The sequence below is a fragment of the Lactobacillus sp. UMNPBX16 genome, from assembly GCF_002553775.1.
Lineage (GTDB): Bacteria > Bacillota > Bacilli > Lactobacillales > Lactobacillaceae > Lactobacillus > Lactobacillus crispatus.
Window position 1 is genome coordinate 1 of sequence record NZ_PCYU01000001.1, and the last position, 20,919, is coordinate 20,919.

General features: G+C 36.1%; 23 protein-coding genes, 2 tRNA genes, 2 pseudogenes and 1 other annotated feature. Of the genes and pseudogenes, 14 read left to right on the forward strand and 13 right to left on the reverse strand.

Annotated features, from left to right (window positions below; genetic code table 11):
- Positions 1–185 (forward strand): annotated as a pseudogene (locus tag CP367_RS00005) (IS256 family transposase); the annotation flags it as partial.
- 63 nt (positions 186–248) lie between these two features.
- Here CP367_RS00005 and CP367_RS00010 read toward each other — a convergent pair.
- Positions 249–764, reverse strand: a pseudogene (locus CP367_RS00010) (IS982 family transposase); the annotation flags it as partial.
- Positions 765–875: 111 nt separating this feature from the next.
- A complete protein-coding gene (gene asnA / locus CP367_RS00015) occupies positions 876–1,889 on the reverse strand; it encodes an aspartate--ammonia ligase (protein WP_089145955.1) in 1,014 nt (337 codons plus the stop codon).
- Between the two features lie 60 nt (positions 1,890–1,949).
- Positions 1,950–2,199 (reverse strand) — a binding site (T-box leader).
- A gap of 124 nt (positions 2,200–2,323) precedes the next feature.
- Here asnA and CP367_RS00020 point away from each other — a divergent pair.
- A complete protein-coding gene (locus tag CP367_RS00020) occupies positions 2,324–3,382 on the forward strand; it encodes a DUF871 domain-containing protein (protein WP_023487747.1) in 1,059 nt (352 codons plus the stop codon).
- A gap of 76 nt (positions 3,383–3,458) precedes the next feature.
- Here the strand turns inward: CP367_RS00020 and CP367_RS00025 are convergent.
- The 3 genes from CP367_RS00025 to CP367_RS00035 form a co-directional block, all read right to left on the reverse strand.
- Positions 3,459–3,532 (reverse strand) — tRNA-Pro (locus CP367_RS00025).
- Between the two features lie 8 nt (positions 3,533–3,540).
- Positions 3,541–3,614: transfer RNA gene (locus tag CP367_RS00030), tRNA-Arg, on the reverse strand.
- A gap of 197 nt (positions 3,615–3,811) precedes the next feature.
- Positions 3,812–4,804: a GMP reductase gene (locus CP367_RS00035; protein WP_089145954.1), complete on the reverse strand. Its 993-nt coding sequence runs from the start codon at positions 4,802–4,804 to the stop codon at positions 3,812–3,814.
- Between the two features lie 197 nt (positions 4,805–5,001).
- Here CP367_RS00035 and CP367_RS00040 point away from each other — a divergent pair, with 197 nt between their 5' ends.
- From CP367_RS00040 to CP367_RS00060, 5 genes are all read left to right on the forward strand, one after another.
- Positions 5,002–6,291 (forward strand): adenylosuccinate synthase, encoded by a 1,290-nt coding sequence (locus CP367_RS00040; protein WP_005720011.1) that lies wholly within the window; start codon positions 5,002–5,004, stop codon positions 6,289–6,291.
- 3 nt (positions 6,292–6,294) lie between these two features.
- Positions 6,295–7,593 (forward strand): adenylosuccinate lyase, encoded by a 1,299-nt coding sequence (gene purB, locus CP367_RS00045; protein ID WP_089145953.1) that lies wholly within the window; start codon positions 6,295–6,297, stop codon positions 7,591–7,593.
- A 113-nt stretch (positions 7,594–7,706) separates the two neighbouring features.
- Positions 7,707–8,033, forward strand: coding sequence for a YxeA family protein (locus CP367_RS00050; RefSeq protein WP_223875832.1), 327 nt, complete (start codon positions 7,707–7,709; stop codon positions 8,031–8,033).
- A 93-nt stretch (positions 8,034–8,126) separates the two neighbouring features.
- Positions 8,127–8,486, forward strand: a complete 360-nt coding sequence (locus CP367_RS00055) for a hypothetical protein (protein ID WP_005720016.1) — start codon at positions 8,127–8,129, stop codon at positions 8,484–8,486.
- A 104-nt stretch (positions 8,487–8,590) separates the two neighbouring features.
- A complete protein-coding gene (locus CP367_RS00060) occupies positions 8,591–9,085 on the forward strand; it encodes a hypothetical protein (RefSeq protein WP_023487742.1) in 495 nt (164 codons plus the stop codon).
- A 25-nt stretch (positions 9,086–9,110) separates the two neighbouring features.
- Here CP367_RS00060 and CP367_RS00065 read toward each other — a convergent pair whose 3' ends face one another.
- Together CP367_RS00065 and CP367_RS00070 are read right to left on the reverse strand one after the other, a co-directional pair.
- Entirely contained in the window at positions 9,111–10,508 is a 1,398-nt protein-coding gene (locus CP367_RS00065; protein ID WP_089145952.1) for an ATP-binding cassette domain-containing protein, read from the reverse strand.
- 179 nt (positions 10,509–10,687) lie between these two features.
- The gene (locus CP367_RS00070) at positions 10,688–11,719 is read right to left on the reverse strand and encodes a YdcF family protein (protein ID WP_005721855.1); all 1,032 of its coding nucleotides are present in this window, start codon (positions 11,717–11,719) and stop codon (positions 10,688–10,690) included.
- Between the two features lie 111 nt (positions 11,720–11,830).
- Here CP367_RS00070 and CP367_RS00075 point away from each other — a divergent pair, with 111 nt between their 5' ends.
- The 5 genes from CP367_RS00075 (at position 11,831) to CP367_RS00095 (ending at position 15,864) form a co-directional block, all read left to right on the forward strand.
- A complete protein-coding gene (locus tag CP367_RS00075) occupies positions 11,831–12,463 on the forward strand; it encodes a hypothetical protein (RefSeq protein ID WP_065991091.1) in 633 nt (210 codons plus the stop codon).
- A gap of 14 nt (positions 12,464–12,477) precedes the next feature.
- Positions 12,478–13,122, forward strand: a complete 645-nt coding sequence (locus CP367_RS00080; protein WP_089145951.1) for a hypothetical protein — start codon at positions 12,478–12,480, stop codon at positions 13,120–13,122.
- A gap of 65 nt (positions 13,123–13,187) precedes the next feature.
- A complete protein-coding gene (locus tag CP367_RS00085; RefSeq protein ID WP_089145950.1) occupies positions 13,188–13,853 on the forward strand; it encodes a DMT family transporter in 666 nt (221 codons plus the stop codon).
- Positions 13,854–13,935: 82 nt separating this feature from the next.
- Positions 13,936–14,856: a DMT family transporter gene (locus CP367_RS00090; RefSeq protein WP_089145474.1), complete on the forward strand. Its 921-nt coding sequence runs from the start codon at positions 13,936–13,938 to the stop codon at positions 14,854–14,856.
- Between the two features lie 78 nt (positions 14,857–14,934).
- Positions 14,935–15,864: a DMT family transporter gene (locus CP367_RS00095; protein ID WP_089145949.1), complete on the forward strand. Its 930-nt coding sequence runs from the start codon at positions 14,935–14,937 to the stop codon at positions 15,862–15,864.
- An 18-nt stretch (positions 15,865–15,882) separates the two neighbouring features.
- On the opposite strand, the gene CP367_RS00100 is transcribed toward CP367_RS00095, so the two are convergent.
- The 3 genes from CP367_RS00100 to CP367_RS00110 all read right to left on the reverse strand — a co-directional run bounded on the left by CP367_RS00100 (position 15,883) and on the right by CP367_RS00110 (position 16,907).
- Entirely contained in the window at positions 15,883–16,164 is a 282-nt protein-coding gene (locus tag CP367_RS00100) for a hypothetical protein (RefSeq protein ID WP_089145948.1), read from the reverse strand.
- Positions 16,154–16,435, reverse strand: coding sequence for a hypothetical protein (locus tag CP367_RS00105; protein ID WP_089145947.1), 282 nt, complete (start codon positions 16,433–16,435; stop codon positions 16,154–16,156). Before CP367_RS00105 ends, CP367_RS00100 begins: the two co-directional genes overlap by 11 nt.
- A 121-nt stretch (positions 16,436–16,556) precedes the next feature.
- Complete coding sequence (locus CP367_RS00110; RefSeq protein ID WP_005721217.1) at positions 16,557–16,907, reverse strand: hypothetical protein; 351 nt, start codon at positions 16,905–16,907, stop codon at positions 16,557–16,559.
- A gap of 194 nt (positions 16,908–17,101) precedes the next feature.
- Between CP367_RS00110 and CP367_RS00115 the strand changes: the two genes are divergently transcribed.
- Positions 17,102–17,587: a C40 family peptidase gene (locus CP367_RS00115; protein WP_013087013.1), complete on the forward strand. Its 486-nt coding sequence runs from the start codon at positions 17,102–17,104 to the stop codon at positions 17,585–17,587.
- A 44-nt stretch (positions 17,588–17,631) separates the two neighbouring features.
- On the opposite strand, the gene CP367_RS00120 is transcribed toward CP367_RS00115, so the two are convergent.
- The 3 genes from CP367_RS00120 to CP367_RS00130 form a co-directional block, all read right to left on the reverse strand.
- On the reverse strand, positions 17,632–18,318 hold the full coding sequence (locus CP367_RS00120) for a type 1 glutamine amidotransferase (protein WP_013087012.1): 687 nt from the start codon (positions 18,316–18,318) through the stop codon (positions 17,632–17,634).
- A gap of 171 nt (positions 18,319–18,489) precedes the next feature.
- On the reverse strand, positions 18,490–18,681 hold the full coding sequence (locus CP367_RS10805; protein ID WP_233186508.1) for a hypothetical protein: 192 nt from the start codon (positions 18,679–18,681) through the stop codon (positions 18,490–18,492).
- A gap of 5 nt (positions 18,682–18,686) precedes the next feature.
- Positions 18,687–19,097, reverse strand: coding sequence for a type II toxin-antitoxin system RelB/DinJ family antitoxin (locus CP367_RS00130; RefSeq protein WP_089145946.1), 411 nt, complete (start codon positions 19,095–19,097; stop codon positions 18,687–18,689).
- Positions 19,098–19,291: 194 nt separating this feature from the next.
- Between CP367_RS00130 and CP367_RS00135 the strand changes: the two genes are divergently transcribed.
- The gene (locus CP367_RS00135) at positions 19,292–20,896 is read left to right on the forward strand and encodes an ABC transporter ATP-binding protein (protein WP_089145945.1); all 1,605 of its coding nucleotides are present in this window, start codon (positions 19,292–19,294) and stop codon (positions 20,894–20,896) included.
- Positions 20,897–20,919: the final 23 nt, after the last annotated feature.

The window sequence follows — 20,919 nt, forward strand, 5'->3', positions numbered from 1 at the left end:
ACATGATTGAATCATTTAACAATGTGATCAAGCGCAAAGCTAAGCCTAAGGCAGAGTTTCCAACTGAACAGTCGCTTGATGCTTTTATTGGTATTCAGGCAATGAGCTACAATGACCGTTATTTCAATCGAATTCATAAAGGCTTTGGTCAGGTTCAGGACACCTTAGAATCCTACTTTGATTAAATAAATAATTAAAAAATCAATTTACGAGAAAGATCTATTTACACAAAAGATTTGACAGTTTCCAGAAGCCTTAGTGATTGTGTAATTTAGGATATAGCCGTCATCACTTACTAATGCATGCACCTTAAACCCATAATAGTAAATTTTTTTGGTTGCTTTATAGCCTATGTCGGCGTAGTCTTTAAAGATTTTTACTCGTCTGTTTCTGACAGGCTGGCATACCGGGATCGGAAAGCTGTCGACAATAATAAATCTGTCAGTCAGATCTGCTTCCTGATTAAGGTTGCGGCGTATCAAATAAATTAAAGGCAAAAGCTGGCGAGCCCGCCTGTTGAATCTGGATTGGGATATACAGCTAAAGAAAGCACTGAAACGTCTTTGAGATTCAATCCCAATTTCAGCCTGCCAGATAAGCATGGCTAAAAGAGAACTATCAGAAATAGCGCACTTATCAACGTTTTTGCGTTTAGAAAGCTTATCAGGGGCATAGATAGAATATAATTTATGACAAATGACAGATAATTTTTGAAAACTTATTTGTAAATGATGGCTAAAACGATTAAGCTTAAGACAGTTCAATTAGATCAGACTTCTTTCATTAATAATTGTTACAACATAAGTCTAATCTGATTGGACTTTTTTTATAACTAAAACGATTTAACTAGCATCACGCGTACATCAATATATTTTTTATAGCAACTTAATATCGTCAGCTTCACAAGCCTCAACCATATCTTCTGGCCAAATAGAAGCTTGTACTTCACCAATATGAGCCTTACCTAACAGCAACATACATAAGCGTGATTGACCGATCCCACCGCCGATTGAATAAGGTAATTCACCCTTCAAAAGCATTTGGTGGAATGGTAATTTTTCACGGTCTTCACAGTGAGCCTTCTTCAATTGTTCACGCAAACTTTCTTCGCTAACACGAATACCCATTGAAGAAATTTCAATTTTGCTATCAAGTGGCTCATACCAGAAAATTAAGTCGCCGTTTAATTGCCAGTCATCGTAGTCTGGTGCACGGCCATCGTGTGGTTCACCACTACGCTTTAACTTGTCACCAATTTTCATAATAAAGACGGCTTTTTCTTCTTTAGCAATCTTATCTTCACGCTCTTCTGGAGAAAGATCAGGCCAGCGATCTTCTAATTCTTGAGTAGTAATAAATGAAACGTGATCAGCTAAGCGGTAAGTAGAGCCAGGGTAGCGTGCAGCAACCAGCTTTTCAGTTGCCTTAATTGCCTTAAAAATGTTCATCACAGTAACTTCAAGTGTGTCGGTGTTGCGTTCTTGTTTACTAATAATCTTTTCCCAGTCCCATTGGTCAACATAGATGGAGTGGAAGTTATCAAGATCTTCGTCCCGGCGGATGGCGTTCATGTTGGTGTAAAGTCCTTCATGCATTCCGAAACCATAGCGTTTCAAAGCCAATCTCTTCCATTTAGCCAATGAGTGAACTACTTCGATAGTATCTTCTTTAGGCATTGCCTTCATGTCAAAGGCAACGGGACGTTCAACACCATTTAAGTTGTCGTTTAAGCCGGTCTTTTTTTCAACAAACATTGGAGCTGACATTCTTTGTAAACCGAGAATTTCTGCCAATTTATCTTGGAAGGTTTCACGAATAAATACAATCGCAGCTTCAGTGTCGCGCACAGTTAATGTTGGGTGATAATCTTTAGGTAAAATAAGTGTCATAATATAAGTCCTCTTTCTAATGTACTTAGAGCAAAGAAAAAGCCCTTCGCTCCCTAAAAAAACAGGGACGAAAGGCTTTTTTCCGCGGTACCACCCACATTGTCTATATTTTAATAGACCGACTCATGAAGCACTATCATGCTCCACCGGCGTGGTAACGTACCGGAGACGTCTCAACCTACTCTAAGGATTGTTATTTCGGTGAGCTGCTAAAAGTGTTTTTCAATAATCCAGGGTCTATTAGTTTCACACTAGCACTAATTCACTGGAAAGAATTAGATTATTTACTCGTCTTTTTCATCGCTTTTTAATTTGTTTATATGTATTTAACATTATTTTTTAGAAAAAAGCAAGCAAAAAATGTAGTAAGATATTTAGGAAAGCGTTTAAGTTATAGATAATAAAAGAAATTAATTAATTTTGGAGGAATAAGAATGTTAGGATTTTCTGTTTATCTAGGACACGATTTGACGTCCGAGAATTACAATTATTTGCTGACGATGCGCAATAGTGGATTTACCTGCGTTTTTACTCAGCTAGCTGTACCTGATACTGATAGTGAGACGATTTTAAATCGGCTGGCGGACTTAACTAATTGGTGTCAAAAACTAGACTTGAAAATTATTGCAGATGTCACGGCAGATGATCTGCAAGATTTGGGTATTAATGTCAATAGTGTTGAGCAAATTAAAAGTTTGAGTCTAACTGGTCTTAGAGTAGATCATGGATTTTCTACTGATATTATTGCCAAGTTGTCCAAAGAAATGCCGATAGTTCTAAATGCCAGCATTATTACGCAACAAAATATTGATGATCTGCGTTATAGCAATGCAAATTTTGAAAAATTAACAGCAGGACATAACTTCTACCCACGTCCTGAAACAGGTCTTGATGCACACTGGATGCAAAAGAAGAATGAGTGGCTTAAGCAATATGGTTTGAAAACAGCAGCCTTTATTTCAGGAAATGGCAAATTGCGTGGACCAATTTTTGCAGGATTGCCAACGTTGGAGAAGCAGCGATATGAAAACCCATTAGCTGCGATCTTAGAATTGAAAGATTATGATTGCGATCACATTTTTGTGGGAGATCCGCAACTTACGAGGGATGCAATTGAATCGATTACTAATTATCAAAAACAGGGTGCAATTACACTGCATTTAGATACTGATATACCAGAATTGTTTGGCAATGATTGGCATAATCGTCCAGATGTGGCGCGTGACGTAATTCGCTTAAAGGAAAGCAGAAAAAAGATGTTTTTGTCAACAGAGCCGCAAGATAATATTTATGCTAGACCAACTGGCAGCGTGACGATTGATAATCATTTGTATCCGCGTTATGAAGGCGAAATCGAGATTACTAAACGCGATTTGCCATGCAATGAGAAAGTAAATGTTTTGGCCCAGGTTAAGGATTACGATTTACCGTTATTGAAATATGTAGATTCAGATACACAGATTATCTTTAGACGAGCTACTAAAGGGGCATAGCATGATAAGTATTTCCGAGGGAATACTTATTTTTTTACACAAAAAAACCGCACTTCAATGAAGTGCGGTTAACTTATCGGGAAAACAGGATTCGAACCTGCGACCCCCTGGTCCCAAACCAGGTGCTCTACCAAACTGAGCCATTTCCCGTTTTTAAGTGCGCCCTGAAGGATTTGAACCTTCAACCTTCTGATTCGTAGTCAGACACTCTATCCAGTTGCGCTAAGGGCGCATTCATCAACGACAACTAGTATAACACAATTTAAAACTCTGTCCAATCGTTTTTAAAAAATAATCAAAAAAAGCCGAGTTATTGACTACCCTACAATAACTCGACCTATATTATTCTATCGAAAAAAGATAGATAATACTATATTATCGTAATATTCTTAACAGGAAAATAATAAAAATGCAAAAATTTTATTAAAATTACTTATCACCATCAAAAATATTGTCTTTAACGATTACGTAGTCGACTAACTTAATGGAATTAAGATCGCGACCACCAGCGTATGAGATGGATGACTGCAAGTCTTCCTTCATTTCTTTTAAAGTATCCTTAATTGAGCCACGGTATGGCACTAACATTTGCTTACCTTCTACATTTTTGTAAGCACCTTTTTGAACCTCAGAGGCTGAGCCCCAGTATTGCTTGTAAGTTTTACCATTAATTTTGATTACATTACCAGGTGATTCTTCATGACCAGCCAGCATTGAACCAATCATAACCATGGTAGCGCCAAAACGAATTGACTTAGCGATATCGCCGTTATGACGAATCCCACCGTCGGCAATTAATGGCTTAGAAGCAGATTTACTGCACATTCTTAATGCGGCTAATTGCCAACCACCAGTACCAAAGCCAGTCTTCAATTTGGTAATACATGCTTTACCAGGTCCCACACCAATCTTGGTTGCGTCGGCGCCTGCATTTTCGAGTTCACGTACGGCTTCTGGCGTAGCAATATTGCCCGCTGTTAAAAATGAATCAGGTAATTTTTCCTTAATATACTTGATCATCTTAATCACGTAAACGGAGTGACCATGAGCTACATCAATAGTAATATATTCTGGTTTAAGGTTTTCCTTGACTAATTCATCAATAAAATCATATTCACTGTCTTTAATGCCAACTGAAATAGATGCAAATAATCCTTTTTGATGCATCATTTTGATGAAGGGAATTCTCTTTTCGGGTTCAAAACGATGCATTACGTAATAATAATCGTTTTGGGCTAGCCAAATAGCGAGGTTATCATCAATGACACTTTCCATATTGGCAGGAACAACCGGTATTTTAAATGTTCGGTTTCCGAACTTGACACTGGTATCTGCATCACGACGGCTTTTGATGATACCCTTATTAGGTACAAGTTGGATATCATCATAGTCAAAGGCTTCCATACTAAAGTAGTTACTCATTTTAAAACTGCTCCCTTTAATCTTGTTTGTTGACCGAGACATACTATATGGGAATAATTTGTGTTTGTCAATATAAAAATCGAACTATGAAATAATTTAAAAATAAAATAATTCGGATTTTATATTGATTATTTGTAAATTAATTGCTAGACTAGCATACGTAATATTTATAGAGATTTTTATGAGGTGAATTTTAAATGACAGCAGTCGCAGTCGTAGGAAGCCAATGGGGCGATGAAGGTAAGGGAAAGATTACTGACTTTTTGAGTAAGGATGCTGCAGTTGCAGTTCGTTCAAATGGTGGTAACAACGCAGGTCATACTATTGATATTAATGGTCAAACTTTCAAGATGCGTTTAATTCCTTCTGGTATTTTTGCAGCCAAGGACAATACAGTTATTGGTAATGGTGTCGTAATCAATCCAGAAGTAATGTTTGGCGAATTAGAAAATCTTGAAAAGAGTGGCATTGATACTAGTGGCTTGAGAATTTCTAATCGTGCCCACATCATTATGCCTTATGATATTAAGCAAGATGAATATCAAGAAGAAGCTAAGGGGGCTAACAAGATTGGTACTACTAAGAATGGTATTGGACCAACTTACATGGACAAGGCTTCAAGAATTGGAATCCGCGTTTGTGATTTGCTTGAAAAAGACACCTTTGAAGAAAAATTGCGTGCTAACCTTGAAGTAAAGAATGAATTATTTACTAAGGTTTATGGTAAGCCAGCACTTAAATTTGAAGACATTTTTGATAAATACTATGAATATGGTCAAAGAATGAAGAAGTATGTAACTGATACTTCTGTCTTAGTGAATGATGCACTTGACCAAAATAAGAAAGTTTTATTTGAAGGTGCGCAAGGTGTGATGCTTGATATTGATGAAGGTACTTATCCATTTGTAACCTCATCTAATACTATTTCTGGTGGTATTTGTTCAGGTATTGGTATAGGTGCTAATCGTCTTGATACTGTAATTGGTGTCTGCAAGGCTTACACTACTCGTGTTGGTGCCGGTCCTTTCCCAACTGAATTGCTTGATGAAGTTGGTGACCGTATTCGTGAAACTGCTCATGAATATGGTACTGTTACTGGTCGTCCACGTCGTGTTGGTTGGTTTGACTCCGTTGCATTGCGTCACTCAAAGCGTGTTGCTGGTATCAATGGCCTTAGCTTGAACTTGCTTGATGTATTTTCAGGCTTTGACAAGATCAAGATTTGTACTGCATATGAACTTGATGGTGAAAAGATTGATTATTATCCAGCAAGTTTGAAGGAATTATACAGATGTAAGCCTGTATATGAAGAACTTCCAGCTTGGGATGAAGATATTACTCAAGTTAAGACTTGGGACGCTCTTCCAGAAAATGCTAAGAAATTCTTGAACCGCGTTTCAGAGTTGGTTGGCGTTCCTTTGGTAACTGTTTCAGTTGGTCCAGATCGTGAACAAACTATTGTTTTGAAGAATCCATGGGAAATGTAATTTATGCTTGAACGTTATACTCGCCCAGAAATGGGGAAAATTTGGACAGACGAAAATAGATATGCAGCTTGGCTTGAAGTAGAAATTGCCGCAACAAAGGCTTGGGCAGAACTCGGTGAAGTGCCAGAAGCAGATGCGGAGAAGATTGCTAAGAATGCCAGCTTTACTGCAGAGCGTGTGGCTGAGCTTGAGCAAGTAACCCACCATGACGTGGTTGCTTTTACTAGAACTGTGTCTGAAAGCCTTGGCCCTGAGAAAAAATGGGTGCACTTTGGTTTGACTTCAACTGATGTGGTTGATACTGCTCAAGGCTACTTACTTAAACAAGCTGATGAGATTATCAGAAAAGATCTGCACGAATTAAAAGCAACTATTGCAGAAAAGGCTAAAAAGTATAAGTACACAGTAGAAATGGGACGTACACATGGCGTTCAGGCTGAACCAACTACATTTGGCCTCAAGATTGCTCGCTGGTACGCAGAAATCAATCGTGATATTGAACGATTTGAACACGCCGCAAAAGGCGTTGAATCTGGCAAAATTTCGGGTGCTGTTGGTACTTTTGCTAATGTTCCACCTGCAGTTGAAACTAGCGTAATGAAGCAATTAGGTTTGACACAACAGCCAATTACTAGTCAAGTATTGCCTCGTGATTTGCATGCAGAATACATTGCGACATTAGCATTGATTGCTACTAGTATTGAAAATTGGGCGACAGAAATTCGTGGCTTGCAGCGCAGTGAAATTCATGAAGTTGAGGAACATTTCCGTGCTGGCCAAAAGGGATCATCTGCAATGCCACACAAGCGTAACCCAATTGGCTCAGAAAACCTCTGTGGAATGGCTCGAGTAATGCGTGGACATGTCGTTACAGCATACGAGGATGTAGCGTTATGGCATGAACGTGATATTTCACACTCTAGTGCAGAGCGGGTTATCTTGCCTGATACGACGATCGGAATTGACTACATGTTGCACCGTTTCAACCGGATTTTGACTAACTTAGATGTATTCCCTGAAACGATGCTTAAGAATATGGATCGTACATACGGTTTAATTTACTCTCAACGAGTATTGCTTAAGTTGATCGATGAAGCAGGTCTATCTCGTGAAAAAGCTTATGATATGGTACAGAAGCTAACTGCTAAATCATGGAATGAGCAAAAGCAGTTTAAGCCATTGGTTGAAAACAGTGAAATTATGAATTACCTATCCAAGGAAGATATTGATGATGCATTTGATTATCATTATCACTTGCGTCATGTTGATGAAATTTTCGAAAAACTTGGTTTAGATGATTAAGTGAAAGACGCTTGGAATTTTCCAAGCGTTTTTTTGCTAGAAACAATTGTTAAAGTAACTGAATGGGTGTACTATTTTAGTATAACAATAGTTGAACGATGAAGGTGAATATTATGAATAAAAGTACTATTAAAACCGCATTTGTAACGGCACTAGTGCTAGTAGTGGGAGTAATCTGCATTTTTTCATTTCATAACTCTTTTACTGATAGATTAAATCCATTTATTTCTCAGGAAATAAGTTATGCTAAGGTAAATAAAGGTACACAACAGTATTACAACGTAAAAGCATACAATCTTAAGACTAAAAAGAATATATCGTTAAAGAAAGTCGGTGGCTACGATCCATCAGGCCAATATATTTCAATTCAACACAAGGGGCAATACGTTAAATCAATCAAATACATCACTAGAAAACAATTTATGCAAGCAAAAGAATAGTAAAAAAGCGTTTGGAAATAATAATCCAAGCGCTTTTCATATGCAACAGTAATGCTGTTATACTAGTATTATTATGCATACAGGAGAAAAATAATGAAAAAGACTTTAACTTTTGTTTTTAGATTACTAGTATTGCTATGTGGCATTGCATTAGCTGGTTTTATCGTGTGGCAGCTGTTTACTAACGCACCAATGCTTGATGTTAACGTTCAGACTAAAGGACCAGTGATTATCGTAATTTATAGTTTGGTAGCGTTAATTACCTTAGGTGCTGCTATCAGCTTCTTTACTGATAAAAATATGGGTTCAACAATCTTTTTAGGTGGCTTACTGACAGTAATTGCAATAATTTTGTGGATTCAAAATCAAGACTTGGCAGATATTTATCGCTGGTATTTTATTTACGGCCTGCTTGTATCGCTACTCAGTCCATTTTTTAGAAAAGAAAACTAAAAAATTGAAAAATCTTCATTTTCTGAAAAAAATTTTTGCGTTTTTTTGCGTAATAAGTAATAGGGGAATAAAACTCTCAGATTTTTAGAAATGAGGATTTTTTTATGTTAGAAAATGAAATGTCACCGGCAATGGTGGATCACTTGGCCGCAGGAATTATGAAGAAGTATAATGATCAGCTTCTTTCAGCAGTACAAAGAATGCTTCCTGAACTCAATATTCAGGAAGCAAAATCACTTGATGATCCAAATAGAAATGTCTTAGATGAAAAAGCAATCGTACATGTAATTGCGCGAGACAATAGGCGCAATAAATACGGGTTAATCATTCAAGTAGGGTCGCAAGAACCAGGAGAAAACATTCTGGAAGTTGCCAACGCTTATCAGGAAGAAATAATCTATGGCGGGCTAGGTGGCTGTCCGGAAAAAGAATTCAAAGCGACATATGTGATCTTTCTTTGCCGAATAGATCCTTTTGGCAAGGGGAAACCTCGTTATGAGTATTATGGTGGTAAATATAATAAAGAAACGCACCAAACTTCTGCAGCACCAAATGTGATCTTCATTAATATAGATGGGGATAGTAAAGGATATGCTTAGCAAATATGTGTTTAAGAGAAATGCTTTAGTGCAATTCAATTAGTCTTTGCTGCTTAATTTTATAGATTTGTTGGCAAAATTGGGTTAAAAATTTGCGATTGTGGGATGCAATAATACAAGTGAGATGCGACTGTTTTAGCATTTGGGCCAAGGCCGTCACACTTTCTGGATCAAGATAGTTAGTTGGCTCATCAAGTAATAGAATAGATTCTTGTTCAAGGTATAGCTGCTTGATTAATGCTAATTTAGCAAATTCGCCACCACTCAAATCCGTGAGTCTTGTAGTCAAATCGACAAACATATCCATTTTAACTAAAAGACGCTTAACTTCAGTTTTGCTCAAAATAGTCTCGTAAAAGAAATCTGCTACTGTGGCAGGTTTCTTTTGTTTAGTCGTATTTAAACCAATGTAGCTGGCTGGTGGCAAAGATTGCTGCTGATTAATGTAGTGTTCTAAATATTTGAGCAATGTTGTTTTACCGCAGCCGTTGGGGCCGATTAATCCAATAATATCGGCTGTTTGCAAGTTTAACTGTGTATTAGATAATAAAGTCTTATTTTGGGGACTGAGTAATTGATCTATTTTGATAGAGTAATTATGTATTTTAGTCGGCCACTTTTTAAATTCAGGAAGTTTAAGTTGATGTTGATATAGGTGCTGTTTCTCTGGAAGTTTAGCCAGTTCACGTTCAGCTCGCTTAAGCCGACTATTTAATCCTTTTTGGACATGATCATGGCTTCGCGAAGGATAGCGACCAGTATTGTCTTGTGTTTTAGCAAAATGATTATAGTCAGTACTCTTTTGCTTTAAAGTAGAGACTTTTTCAGTAATTTGTTGCTTTAATATATCTCGCTTTTCGTTAAAATTGTGTACGGCTTGTTTATCTAATTGTTTTTGTTCGAGATACTGTGCGTAATTTCCTGGGTAATAAACTGCATTATTTGGCTGCAGAATAATAGTTCTCTCACATAGTTGGTTGATAAAATCCAGATCATGGCTAGCTACTAGAATTGCTCCATCATAATTCTTGAGTAAGTAGAGTAAATTCTGGATATTTGTGTCATCTAAGTAAACTGTCGGCTCGTCCAATAAGAGAAGAGAACCAGGAAGCCAAATAGTATTTTCAATTAAATCTAATCGCTTTTCACCAGCGCTCTTTGAGTCATTAATTACAGTTTGATCATTGACTTGAGGTACATAATTAATTTCACCGTGACAAATAATCTGTCCATCATCTGGTTGGATTTGCTTACGAATTAGGTCAATTAGTGTAGATTTACCAATTCCATTAGGCCCAACTAGAGCAACACGTTCACCATTAGCAATAGAAAAATTTAGATCGGTGAATAAATTGCGCTTAGGGTAGGAAAAATCCACATGACTGACACTAAGAAGAGTTTTATTGAATTTTGTTTCTGACATAAGTAACCTGCTTTTTTGAAAAAGTCAGGACTCGTCATCCTGACTAATGACAGTTTGACAAGTTGTTTTTACGAATCCTCATAGTTACACCTTGCTTTCTATAGATTTGACTATAATTATAAAAAAATTAAAAGATAAATCAATAAAAAACGCTAAGTTGCTCAACTTAACGCAATAAATTAAAAATGAAATGCGGCAGCAGCAATCATGATAGCTGCTAGAAAACCGATGATAGTCAATTGCATTTTCTTAGTAATTACCAGATATGCAATGAATTCACGCACAAAAGCATTTAAAGTAAAATACCACTTAGTTTTGGCACCATAACCAGTACACTTGAGTCCTTGACGTTTAGCTAAAACCAGAGCGCGATACACATGGTAGGAACTAGTTACAATACAGAAGCGACTATTTGGTTTCATCAGTGCATGTGAAAATTGCAAATTCTGCTGGGTAGTTTTGGATTTATTTTCGATAATAATATCGTTTTTATTAATACCCAGTTTTTCAGCATATTCAGCCATAGCAACTGCTTCAGGAATGTCTTCACCAGGTCCTTGGCCACCAGACATGATTAACTTAGAGCCAGGATTTTTGTGATAAATTTCTATTCCCCGGGAAATTCTTGCTGCCAGAAGTGGTGTTACCTTTGTTCCCATAATGCCAGCGCCTAACACTACGATGTAGTCTAAGTGCGGCATGTGCCAATTAATTAAATTAATCCAAGAAGTTAAAGTATACATCATCATGATAGTGACTAAGTAGATGATGACTAGCCATAGAAAAATATAGGGATACTTTAACCAGCTATCATGACTAATTCGTCCCACAAGAGGATATAAAAATAGGAAGAAGATAATGGAAATCCCCATGCCCAGAGAAAGATAATTTGTCCAGCGGTTTCCTTCTTTGATAATGATTTTAATGCCATCGTAGAAAAACATAATGATCAAAGTTAATGCAAAGATAATCGTTCCAGCCATCACAGCAAATAGCGCAATCACAAATAATGGCAAAATCCAGTCTTTGTAATGTGGATCAAGGTCAGCGATATTAACCAGAATGACTACACCTAAAAATAAAAAACTAAATAAGGTGATAACTAAGCTAACTCCAGCGCGTAAGGAACGACGTTCGTGAGTAATGATCCAAATGAATCGGCCAAAGCACAGCAAGAAGATCAAAATAGTAATTAAAATGGGATAATTCATAATTTACCTCGAAAAATATTTACTAAATCAATTATAAAAGGACTAGACAAAATTTTGAAATCATTATACAATTTTTGCATAATTAGATAATTATTAAAAGAGGGTGAGAATATGAATGGCAATATTAGTGATCATATGAATAAAAGAGAATTGAAGCACTGGCTTAGCGAGCGAAAGTTTAGTCGCTGTGTATTATATTTTGAGTTAGCTTATGTAGTAGTTTTACTATTCACATTGATGTTTGACTTTAAAGTTTTTATGTATTTGATTGCATTTCAAGGGATTGCAATTCTGATTTATTATTCAATTGGTGCCTTTCTTGATCGAAGGATAGTGATTAAAAAACACGATACATTCTGGGAAACACTGACTAGTATTAGATTTACTAAAAACGTATTTCTTCGCTTATTTGAATTCTTGCTCTTTTGGGCAAATATCGGTTTAAGTATTGCTTTTGCACGTCAGCTTTGGACTGACATTTTGGCTAAGCCGCTTACCGGTAATTTTGCCAATCTCTTTGAAAATGTTTGGCTGATTGGTGATGGCCTATATGTTGTTCTACTCTTTTGTGTGGAGGTCGGTATTTTAGGTGGAAATCGTAAATTAATTCGTGCGTCTAGCGTTTTAACTGTTGTTTTATCACTGATCTTGCTTTTCATGCAGCCAAGCATGCAAGTAGCTACTGTTATTGGCTTGATTCTCAGTGGGGCAAATTTCTGGTTGAGTTTTCGTAATAAGATTTAGTGGGGAGAAGTCTTATGCAAGATCCTAATTCAAAAACATTCCAAACTATTTTCAAAAATAAACAGCGTCTGCATTTCTTTCTTTATGCAGAGCTGATCTATGTAGTAATTTTGTTATTGACGGTAATCTATGCCTTTCCAATTTTCATGCGTTTAATTGTCATCCAGTTTGCTGTGATTGCTATTATGCTAATTGGTTCTGGTCTATTGAACTGGTATGACAAGAAGACGGGCAGAGCTGTAGTAGCAAAAAAAGATCACGAGTTTTTCTTAAAAACCTTTATCGATGAAACGCCAACTCAAAAGGTGAAGTCAGTTTTTCGTACGATTAGCTTTATCACGATCTTAGCTGCATTTGTGATGGTATTTTTTGGCTGTGCTCAGATTTTTACTGATTTGAGTGTAAAAGTAAAGCCAAGTGATCTAGCAATTATTGAGAATTTGTTACTGTTAGTTGACTCATTTTATGTGCTAACTATGGTTGGCATTATGTGTGGTCTGCTTTTTGGCAAAAAGCGAATGGAACGCAATTCTAGTTTAGCAGCAGGCTTTCTTTCACTTGTTTTAATTGCCTTTCATCCAGAATCTTGGTTGCTTTTTACAATCGGCTTATTGGCTAGCGTGTCAGGTTATACGTTATATAGATTAAATCAACTTTAGAAGCATTGAACCTTTCCTTTAGCCCATGTTACAATGAAAAACATTAATCTAAAGGATGTGTGAATGTGAATCAGCGTTATAAAGGATTGACTTTAGCTGTTGTCGGTGCCTGTTTTTGGGGTGCATCGGGTACGGTGATTCAATTTTTAGCGCCAGTTTTCATAATTATATATTCTTCATTGAGAAGTAAGATGTGGCCACGAAGAATTGATACGATTTCAATTGTGGTAGCAGTTGTAGGAACCTTCATCTTGGCTACAGGTGGCAGATTCGATCAACTTGCTTTATCACCGCTTGCTTGTTTCTGGGGCTTAATTGCGGCTTTTTCTGAAGCGATTAATACAGTATTACCTGGGAAATTATTCAAAAAGTATGGGCCGATTCCAGTAATCGGCGCAGCAATGTTGGTTGCAGGCATTGCCTTTTTACCAATTTACTTCACTCAACCAATGCCAAAACTTGCACCAGTTGATGTTTGGGTAATTGTTTATATTATTATTGGTGGAACATTGTTAGCTTATACAATGTACTTATCTAGTGTGCAGTATATTGAACCAAGTACGGTAGGGATGCTTGGAGCCTTCGAGCCACTGATTGCAACGATCCTGTCAGTTTCACTGCTTCATGCGGACTTTGGCCCAATGGACATGTTTGGTGGCTTTTTAATTATTGTTGCTACATTCATGCAGTTAATGCCTAGCAGAAACCTAATTAAGAAAAACGATGAATAAAAAATTAACGGACTAGTTCAAACTAGCCCGTTTTTGTTATGATAGAGTATGTTAGTTTTAGAAAAGTTGGGGATTAAAAAGAATGGTTACACAAAAACAACGGCGCCTGTGGGCCTTTTTAGCTGGATTAGCTTGCGTAATGTGGGGAATATCAGGTCTATTTGCTAAGAGTCTATTTAATACTAGTCCTGACATTACACCAATGTGGCTATCACAGATTAGAATGGTAACTTCAGGCATTATTTTGTTAATTGTAGCTGGCGTATTAAAGCAAAAGCCAATCGCTACAATGAAAAATAAGCATGACGCGTGGACGATTATCGCATATGGGATTTTTGGTTTATTACCAGTCCAATTGTTTTACTTTATTGTAGTACAACAAGCTAATGCTTCGATTGCCACGATTTTACAATTTGTTGGTCCCTTTTTTGTAATGGGCTACCTAGCTGTAACGCATAAGCAAGTAATGCGGCGAATAGATGTGCTTGCTGCCATCTGTGCCTTTATTGGCGTAGTATTGCTGGCGACACATGGGCGTTTTAATCACTTTGCTTTAACGCCTAGCGTTCTATTCTGGGGTTTGCTTTCAGCTGTTGGAGTTGCGACCAATACATTAATTCCAATCAGTGTGTTGAAGCGAGTTTCTAGTTTAGTCGTTACAGGTTGGGGATTGCTGTCAGCGGGAATTTGCCTAATGATTGTGCACCCACAGATGCCGCATATTCCGAATACGCCACATATATGGCTAGATGTGGTGGCAGTGATTGTGATTGGAACCCTGATTCCATTCCAATTAATGACTAATTCGCTGCGCTTTATCAAGGCATCAACGGCAAGTTTGCTAGATGCTTTTGAGCCTTTTTCTGCAACCGTTGGTTCAGTTATTTGCTTTGGTTTGGTGATGACCCCAATGGACTGGATTGGTTCGATTTTAGTTGTGCTGGCAGCTATGGCCTTGAATATTTCACCTAAGAAAAAGAAAGTTAAAAAAGCTCATCAATAAAGTTGAGGATGCCTAGTAGGTATCCTTATTTTTGTGGTTTAATTATTAGATGAATGAGAAAGAAAAAGGGTGAACGAGATGGTACCAGCAAAAACACGAAGATTGTGGACATTTCTAGCAGCAATGGCAGCTGTAATGTGGGGTGTGTCAGGATTATTCGCTAAAGGATTGTTTGATATTAGTCCTAAATTAACACCAATGTGGTTAACCCAAGTCAGGTTGATTATTTCAGGAGCAGTTTTATTAATTGCCTCAGGATTTTTAAAGCAAAAGCCAATAGCTACGTTGAAAAATAAGCACAATGTTTTGGTTATTATAGCCTATGGCATATTTGGATTATTGCCAGTGCAGCTATTTTATTTTATGTGTATTCAAGTGGCTAATGCTTCGATTGCGACAATCTTGCAATTTATTGGGCCATTTTTTGTATTAGGATATTTAGCCATCACGCACAAGCAAGTTATGCGTAGATTGGATATCATAGCGGCGTTATGTGCCTTTTGGGGTGTGTTTTTATTGTCAACTCATGGTCAATTTAATCATTTGGCCATTACGCCAGTTGCACTATTTTGGGGCATTTTGTCTGCTTTTGGTGAGGCTACTTATACTTTGATTCCGGTTAACATTGTTAAAAAGGTTTCTAGTATGGTAGTAACAGGTTGGGGGATGATTTTTGCTGGAATCAGTTTATTGATAATTGATCCGCAATTTCATGCAGTTCCCAATAAGCCTGAAGTTTGGCTGTATACTGCGGCAGTTATTGTAATTGGGACGATTATTCCGTTTCAAATTATGGCAAACGCGCTGCGGTATGTAATTCCATCAACTGTAAGTTTATTAGATGCTTTTGAACCATTTTCTGCAACGATAGGTTCTGTAATATTCTTTAACTTAGTAATGATGCCAATGGATTGGGTTGGTTCAATCCTTGTGGTTGTGGCAGCAATGGCTTTGAATCTGACGCCGAAACAGAAGAAAAATAAGATTAATCAAAAAACGGAGCTTTAGTTGGCTCTGTTTTTTGAGTTATTTGCGTTTCAATTTTCTAATTCTAAAGTAGGAATAAATCATTGAGATTAGAAAAATAATATCTAATGGAACAGGAACAATTAATAGAAAAAGAGCTCCTAGACCATATTTTAAACCGATGAAGAAGTTGATACCTGCAATTACTAGGAATTGGATTAGGATATCCCAATAGCCTACTTTATTCAAGTAAAATAGTTGATATTTTTTATAAAATGGTGAGTAGGCTAGTACAATTACTACGATAATTAAGATGATGGCTATTAAAATTTTAGTGTCCATTGTTGTCCTTGTGATGTTGGTATTTATTTTGCATCTTGATATCAATATATATTCCAACTGTGGTTAATAAACTCCAGATGATCGTATATGGAATTCTGACTATTACTAAAGTGATATAAGTACTCCAATCTAGAGTAAATGGAAAAACTAGAAATATCCACGGAAGACCAATCAAAGTTACAGTAACTAATTTTCGATAAGGATAATACTTTTTATAGGTTACGCGTGCATTGATAATTTTATAGATGCTAATCGCGGTGAATATCGCCATAATTGTAACAGCGATAAATAATGCTAGTCATAATTATTCCTTCCTAATTTTATGTTTTTCATAAAGATAGACAATTTAAGCTGAAGTTTTTATAGAGATCAACGACTGATATAGAAGTTAACTATTCAACCTTCTTTTGAAAAATTATATTAGTAACACAAACCAAAAATACAATGATGTTATAAATCAGAAAAATGCTGACAACGAGACCAAAAGTATAGGTCTTGAACCAGAATAGAATTACGATTGCAGAAAGAATTAAGATTAGACTGATCGTAAGCCAGTTAAGCTTGTGAAATTGCAATGTAATACCTGAGGCAAAAGTGCAGATAATGGCAGTAGTTAAAGAGATAATGCCAATGGTAGATGAGTCATAGGCAATAATTTCGCGCAGTTCTGAAACGAGTGAAAGTCCTAAAATTAGCGCGATTAATATTAAAAAGTGGCGTACATAACTATCTATCTTATCCATAATAAAAAACTCCTAAATTAATGTATTAAGCATATAGAAAATTATAGTGTTTTTCAAGTTAAGCAAAATTTACAAGAAATAGCAGATTTTGTTACATTGCTTAATTTTATAGTAGTCATTTTAAAACAAGGCTGTAATATTTCTCCGGTAATATAGAAAACGTTGAAAGATAAGAAGTGTTAAGGAGAAATAAATTGAGTTTTAAACGTAGTTTAGTTAAGTTCGCCACAGTTTTGTCAGTATTTTTTACAGGAATTTCATTCATTAATGTTCCACTTCAAACACAAACTGTCCAAGCAGCTAGTCAAAGCAAAACAGAAAAACGTAACGCCGTAGTTAAGCTTGCTAAAGAACAAGTTGGTAAGAGTTACGTTTATGGGGCTACTGGTCCTTCAGCCTTTGACTGCTCTGGCTTAGCTCAATACGTTTATAAAAAGGCTGCTAAAAAGACACTACCTAGAACTACTTATGGTCAAGTTACTAAGGGTAAAAAGGTTTCATTAAGTCATCTTAAGAAAGGCGACTTGCTATTCTGGGGCTCAGCTTCAGCTCCTTACCACGTTGGTATTTACGTTGGCGATGGACAATATGTGCATGCTGCAACTCCTAGTCAAGGAGTAAGAAAGCAATCTATCAGTGCCTACTTTTATCCATCAGCAGCTAAGCGTGTTTTAAATTAATTTGATAATGAAAAGTCCCAGTCAGAATTTCTGACTGGGATTTTTTATTCTGTGACTTTTTCTGCTTCGCTAACTCGCTCTTTGTGCCAATCAAGAATCATTTTCATAATGGCATTAGCTACGTTAGTGTTCTTGAGTAATGGACCATGTGAGTATGAACCAATAAAGTTGCGGTAACGCAAGCCTTCAACGTGGTCTTGTGGATTGTTGCCGTAACCTTCGATCATGTCTCCGAGGGGGTGCAGCTTATCCTTATTGTCGAAGTAAGTTTGACCTGAATGGTTTTCAAAAGCCTTAACTTCGCCCCATTCGGTCATGTAACGGGTATCACCAATCATTCGCTTGTCGCTCTTGAAGACAGTGTGAAGTGGCAAAATATCCAAACCTGGAATAGTTACGCCAGAATTAGTCTTGTAGTAACTACCCATTAGTTGGTAACCACCACAAATGCAGAGCATAGGTTTGTCATCATTGATGTATTTATCAAGTGTTTCTTTGTGACGTGGTAAGTCTTTAGCGACAACAGTTTGTTCAAAGTCCTGGCCGCCGCCGAAGAAAACGAAATCGTAGTCAAAGGCGTTGAATTCGTCACCAAGTGAAATATTATCAACTTGAGTGTCGTAGCCTTCACGCTTTAGCAAAAAGCTCAAGATTTTAACATCACCAGAATCACCATAAGTGTTCATCAAATCTTCGTAGAGATATGCAATTCTAATTAATTTATCGCTCATTTTATTGTCCCTTAGTTTGTTTAATTTCTTCTGTCTAGTATAGCTTAATAGCTAGAATGGGGCAAAGGATTAATATTTGAATACTGTACTTGATGAAGCTAGTATGACATCAATAATGTGTACAGTATCGTTTTCGATAAAGTAGAATATAGCATATTTTTTGAAATTAACTCATCGGTATTTTCCTGAAGGAGTTTTTCTATATCTTTCTGGAAAATAATTTAACGCTTGCATAGTTTGCTCAAGATCTTCTACATAATTTTGAGCTGTTTGGTGAGATTGAGATACTTTTAAAATAGACTGGTATATTTCTTTAAGTGCTATAGTTACGTTAGGTGTTACTTTGATTATGTATTTTGGCATAATGCTTATATTCCTAACTCCTTATTTAACTTATCAAACGCTTTGCTAATCTCAATACCTTTACCATTTCTTGCATCTTGAGCATGTTTAGCTAATCTTGCTTCAAGTTGTTCCTTGGTCATCTTGTTCATATTCATCCAATCAGGAGTGATTTCAGCTAATTTGTCCTCCCAGCTAGACTTAGCGACCTCATATTGAGCTGTAGCTTCTGCGACCATCATTGCAATATCGTGATCGTTTCTATTTTCTCTTTTCTTTGAGGAGAGATCAAAAGGAATACTATCAGTTAATGCAATTTGACGTAAGTACATATCAATTGCAACTGACATAGGGATGCCTAGTTTGTTTAATACTTTCTCTGCGTTTTGCTTAGTTTCTTTATTAACACGGATGTTAATTGCAGCTTTTTCAGTCATAATTGCACCTCTGTGTAGTAAAAATGTAGTTATTAGATAGTTGATGACTACATATTATCAGATACAGGCAGGAAAGTGAAATAAAATCAATCTTTTTAGTATTGACATAGGAGTAATAAAAATATAGAATTTGTCTAATTTTATATTCATCATATTTTAATATCTTGGATTGCTGTTCAGAATTAGGTGACGCTATGCATATGATTTTTAGCAAAATTGATAAAAAGTATAAAGTTGAATATTGGCTTCTATTAGGAATGAATATTATCAGTACTGGCATTTTAACTTTTAATGTTTATTTGGAAGGAATGCTGCTAAATTCTTTAGTGTATAAGGCTGATAGAGATTCATTTATACGCAGCATTATATTAATAATCACCCTAAGTCTTATAAGACTTTTGTTGTCATATTTCATGAATAAAATTCAAATTCTAGAATTCAGAAAAATAAATATAGAAGTTAACGATGCAATAATAAAGGAATTGTATTCAAAGGATACACTGAAAGTCACAAAAATGAATTCAGTTCGAATGGCAGACAGAATTACTGAGGACACTACTGAAGTGTTGACTTTTTTCTTCCAAACTGTAAATCAAATAATTTCAATCGTGCTTTCCTCAGTCTTGATTTTTACGTATTTATTTACAGCTGGCTCTAGTTTTTTGTTACTGATAGTGATCCTGTTGCCTGCATATAGTGTCATATATTTATTTTTACGGCCTAAGATTTTCAAAGTTAGTTTGAAGTTGAAAGAAGCCTATAATGAATACTTTTCAGGCTTTACCGAATGGTTAAGTAGATACATTGAAATAAAGGGTAATCAAAGAGAGAAAATAGAAAATGAAAGATGGAGCAGTACAAAAAGAACGCTTTTAGGCGTTGCCAAACGAGATTTTCTTCTTAATTTGAATATGTCTAATAGTGAAATTATTTTACAACTGATTTTTCAATTAGTATTGTTCATTAATGGTGGTTTATCAGTCATTTCTGGAAGAATGACAATTGGTTCTTTTTCAATCATTTTTCAATATTTTGACCAACTTTTGGGAGAAGTAGATGAAGCTTTTTCTATTTTGTTTAACTTTGAATCATTCAGGGTAGCCCGGCTGAGAATCAACAATTTACTATCCATGAAAGATGAGCAAGATGGTGAAAAAGCAGTTTCCAAAATAAATTCGATTCAGGTACAGGATTTTAATATTTATTTAGATGGAAAAACACCATTGTTTACTAGAAAAATTTCTGCTACTTTTGTTGCTCCTGGATTTTATGTTGTAAGGGGTAGAAATGGAATCGGAAAATCAACTTTTCTTAGAACAATAATAGGATTATATACACCAAAAAAAGAAGGAAAAATCACCATAAATGGTGTAAATGCTGATTTGATTAATAAAAGAAAACTGAGAGAATCGAATATAAGTTGTCTATTTCAAGATACACCGCTTCCTAATTGTTCTGTAAGAGACTATTTAGGATCATATCCTAATAAAAGTCAGATTGATAAAAATGAGTATTTTGCAAAAGTCTTTAATTCATCACAATTTAAAATTGAGAAAGTTTTAGATAGAGAGATGAGTGAACTATCAACAGGCGAAATACAATTAGTGAAATTATATTCTGCTATTTTGAAAACTAATGCACAATGCTTTTTACTAGATGAGCCATTGGCGAATATCTATCCTGAACTACAAAATGATTTGTTAAAGTTATTGCAGGAAATAGCGCAGACTAATTTGGTTATTATCATAAGTCACGATTTGCAAGTGAATGAAAATGCTAAAAACATGAGAATAGAGTAACTATGATATGCGCCCCGAAATTC

Coding starts and splice junctions, on each gene's coding strand:
- asnA (WP_089145955.1), bottom strand. CDS start 1,889: ATGACACTTATTTTACCTAAAGATTATCACCCAACATTAACTGTGCGC.
- CP367_RS00020 (WP_023487747.1), top strand. CDS start 2,324: ATGTTAGGATTTTCTGTTTATCTAGGACACGATTTGACGTCCGAGAAT.
- CP367_RS00035 (WP_089145954.1), bottom strand. CDS start 4,804: ATGAGTAACTACTTTAGTATGGAAGCCTTTGACTATGATGATATCCAA.
- CP367_RS00040 (WP_005720011.1), top strand. CDS start 5,002: ATGACAGCAGTCGCAGTCGTAGGAAGCCAATGGGGCGATGAAGGTAAG.
- purB (WP_089145953.1), top strand. CDS start 6,295: ATGCTTGAACGTTATACTCGCCCAGAAATGGGGAAAATTTGGACAGAC.
- CP367_RS00050 (WP_223875832.1), top strand. CDS start 7,707: ATGAATAAAAGTACTATTAAAACCGCATTTGTAACGGCACTAGTGCTA.
- CP367_RS00055 (WP_005720016.1), top strand. CDS start 8,127: ATGAAAAAGACTTTAACTTTTGTTTTTAGATTACTAGTATTGCTATGT.
- CP367_RS00060 (WP_023487742.1), top strand. CDS start 8,591: ATGTTAGAAAATGAAATGTCACCGGCAATGGTGGATCACTTGGCCGCA.
- CP367_RS00065 (WP_089145952.1), bottom strand. CDS start 10,508: ATGTCAGAAACAAAATTCAATAAAACTCTTCTTAGTGTCAGTCATGTG.
- CP367_RS00070 (WP_005721855.1), bottom strand. CDS start 11,719: ATGAATTATCCCATTTTAATTACTATTTTGATCTTCTTGCTGTGCTTT.
- CP367_RS00075 (WP_065991091.1), top strand. CDS start 11,831: ATGAATGGCAATATTAGTGATCATATGAATAAAAGAGAATTGAAGCAC.
- CP367_RS00080 (WP_089145951.1), top strand. CDS start 12,478: ATGCAAGATCCTAATTCAAAAACATTCCAAACTATTTTCAAAAATAAA.
- CP367_RS00090 (WP_089145474.1), top strand. CDS start 13,936: ATGGTTACACAAAAACAACGGCGCCTGTGGGCCTTTTTAGCTGGATTA.
- CP367_RS00095 (WP_089145949.1), top strand. CDS start 14,935: ATGGTACCAGCAAAAACACGAAGATTGTGGACATTTCTAGCAGCAATG.
- CP367_RS00100 (WP_089145948.1), bottom strand. CDS start 16,164: ATGGACACTAAAATTTTAATAGCCATCATCTTAATTATCGTAGTAATT.
- CP367_RS00105 (WP_089145947.1), bottom strand. CDS start 16,435: ATGGCGATATTCACCGCGATTAGCATCTATAAAATTATCAATGCACGC.
- CP367_RS00110 (WP_005721217.1), bottom strand. CDS start 16,907: ATGGATAAGATAGATAGTTATGTACGCCACTTTTTAATATTAATCGCG.
- CP367_RS00120 (WP_013087012.1), bottom strand. CDS start 18,318: ATGAGCGATAAATTAATTAGAATTGCATATCTCTACGAAGATTTGATG.
- CP367_RS10805 (WP_233186508.1), bottom strand. CDS start 18,681: ATGCCAAAATACATAATCAAAGTAACACCTAACGTAACTATAGCACTT.
- CP367_RS00130 (WP_089145946.1), bottom strand. CDS start 19,097: ATGACTGAAAAAGCTGCAATTAACATCCGTGTTAATAAAGAAACTAAG.
- CP367_RS00135 (WP_089145945.1), top strand. CDS start 19,292: ATGCATATGATTTTTAGCAAAATTGATAAAAAGTATAAAGTTGAATAT.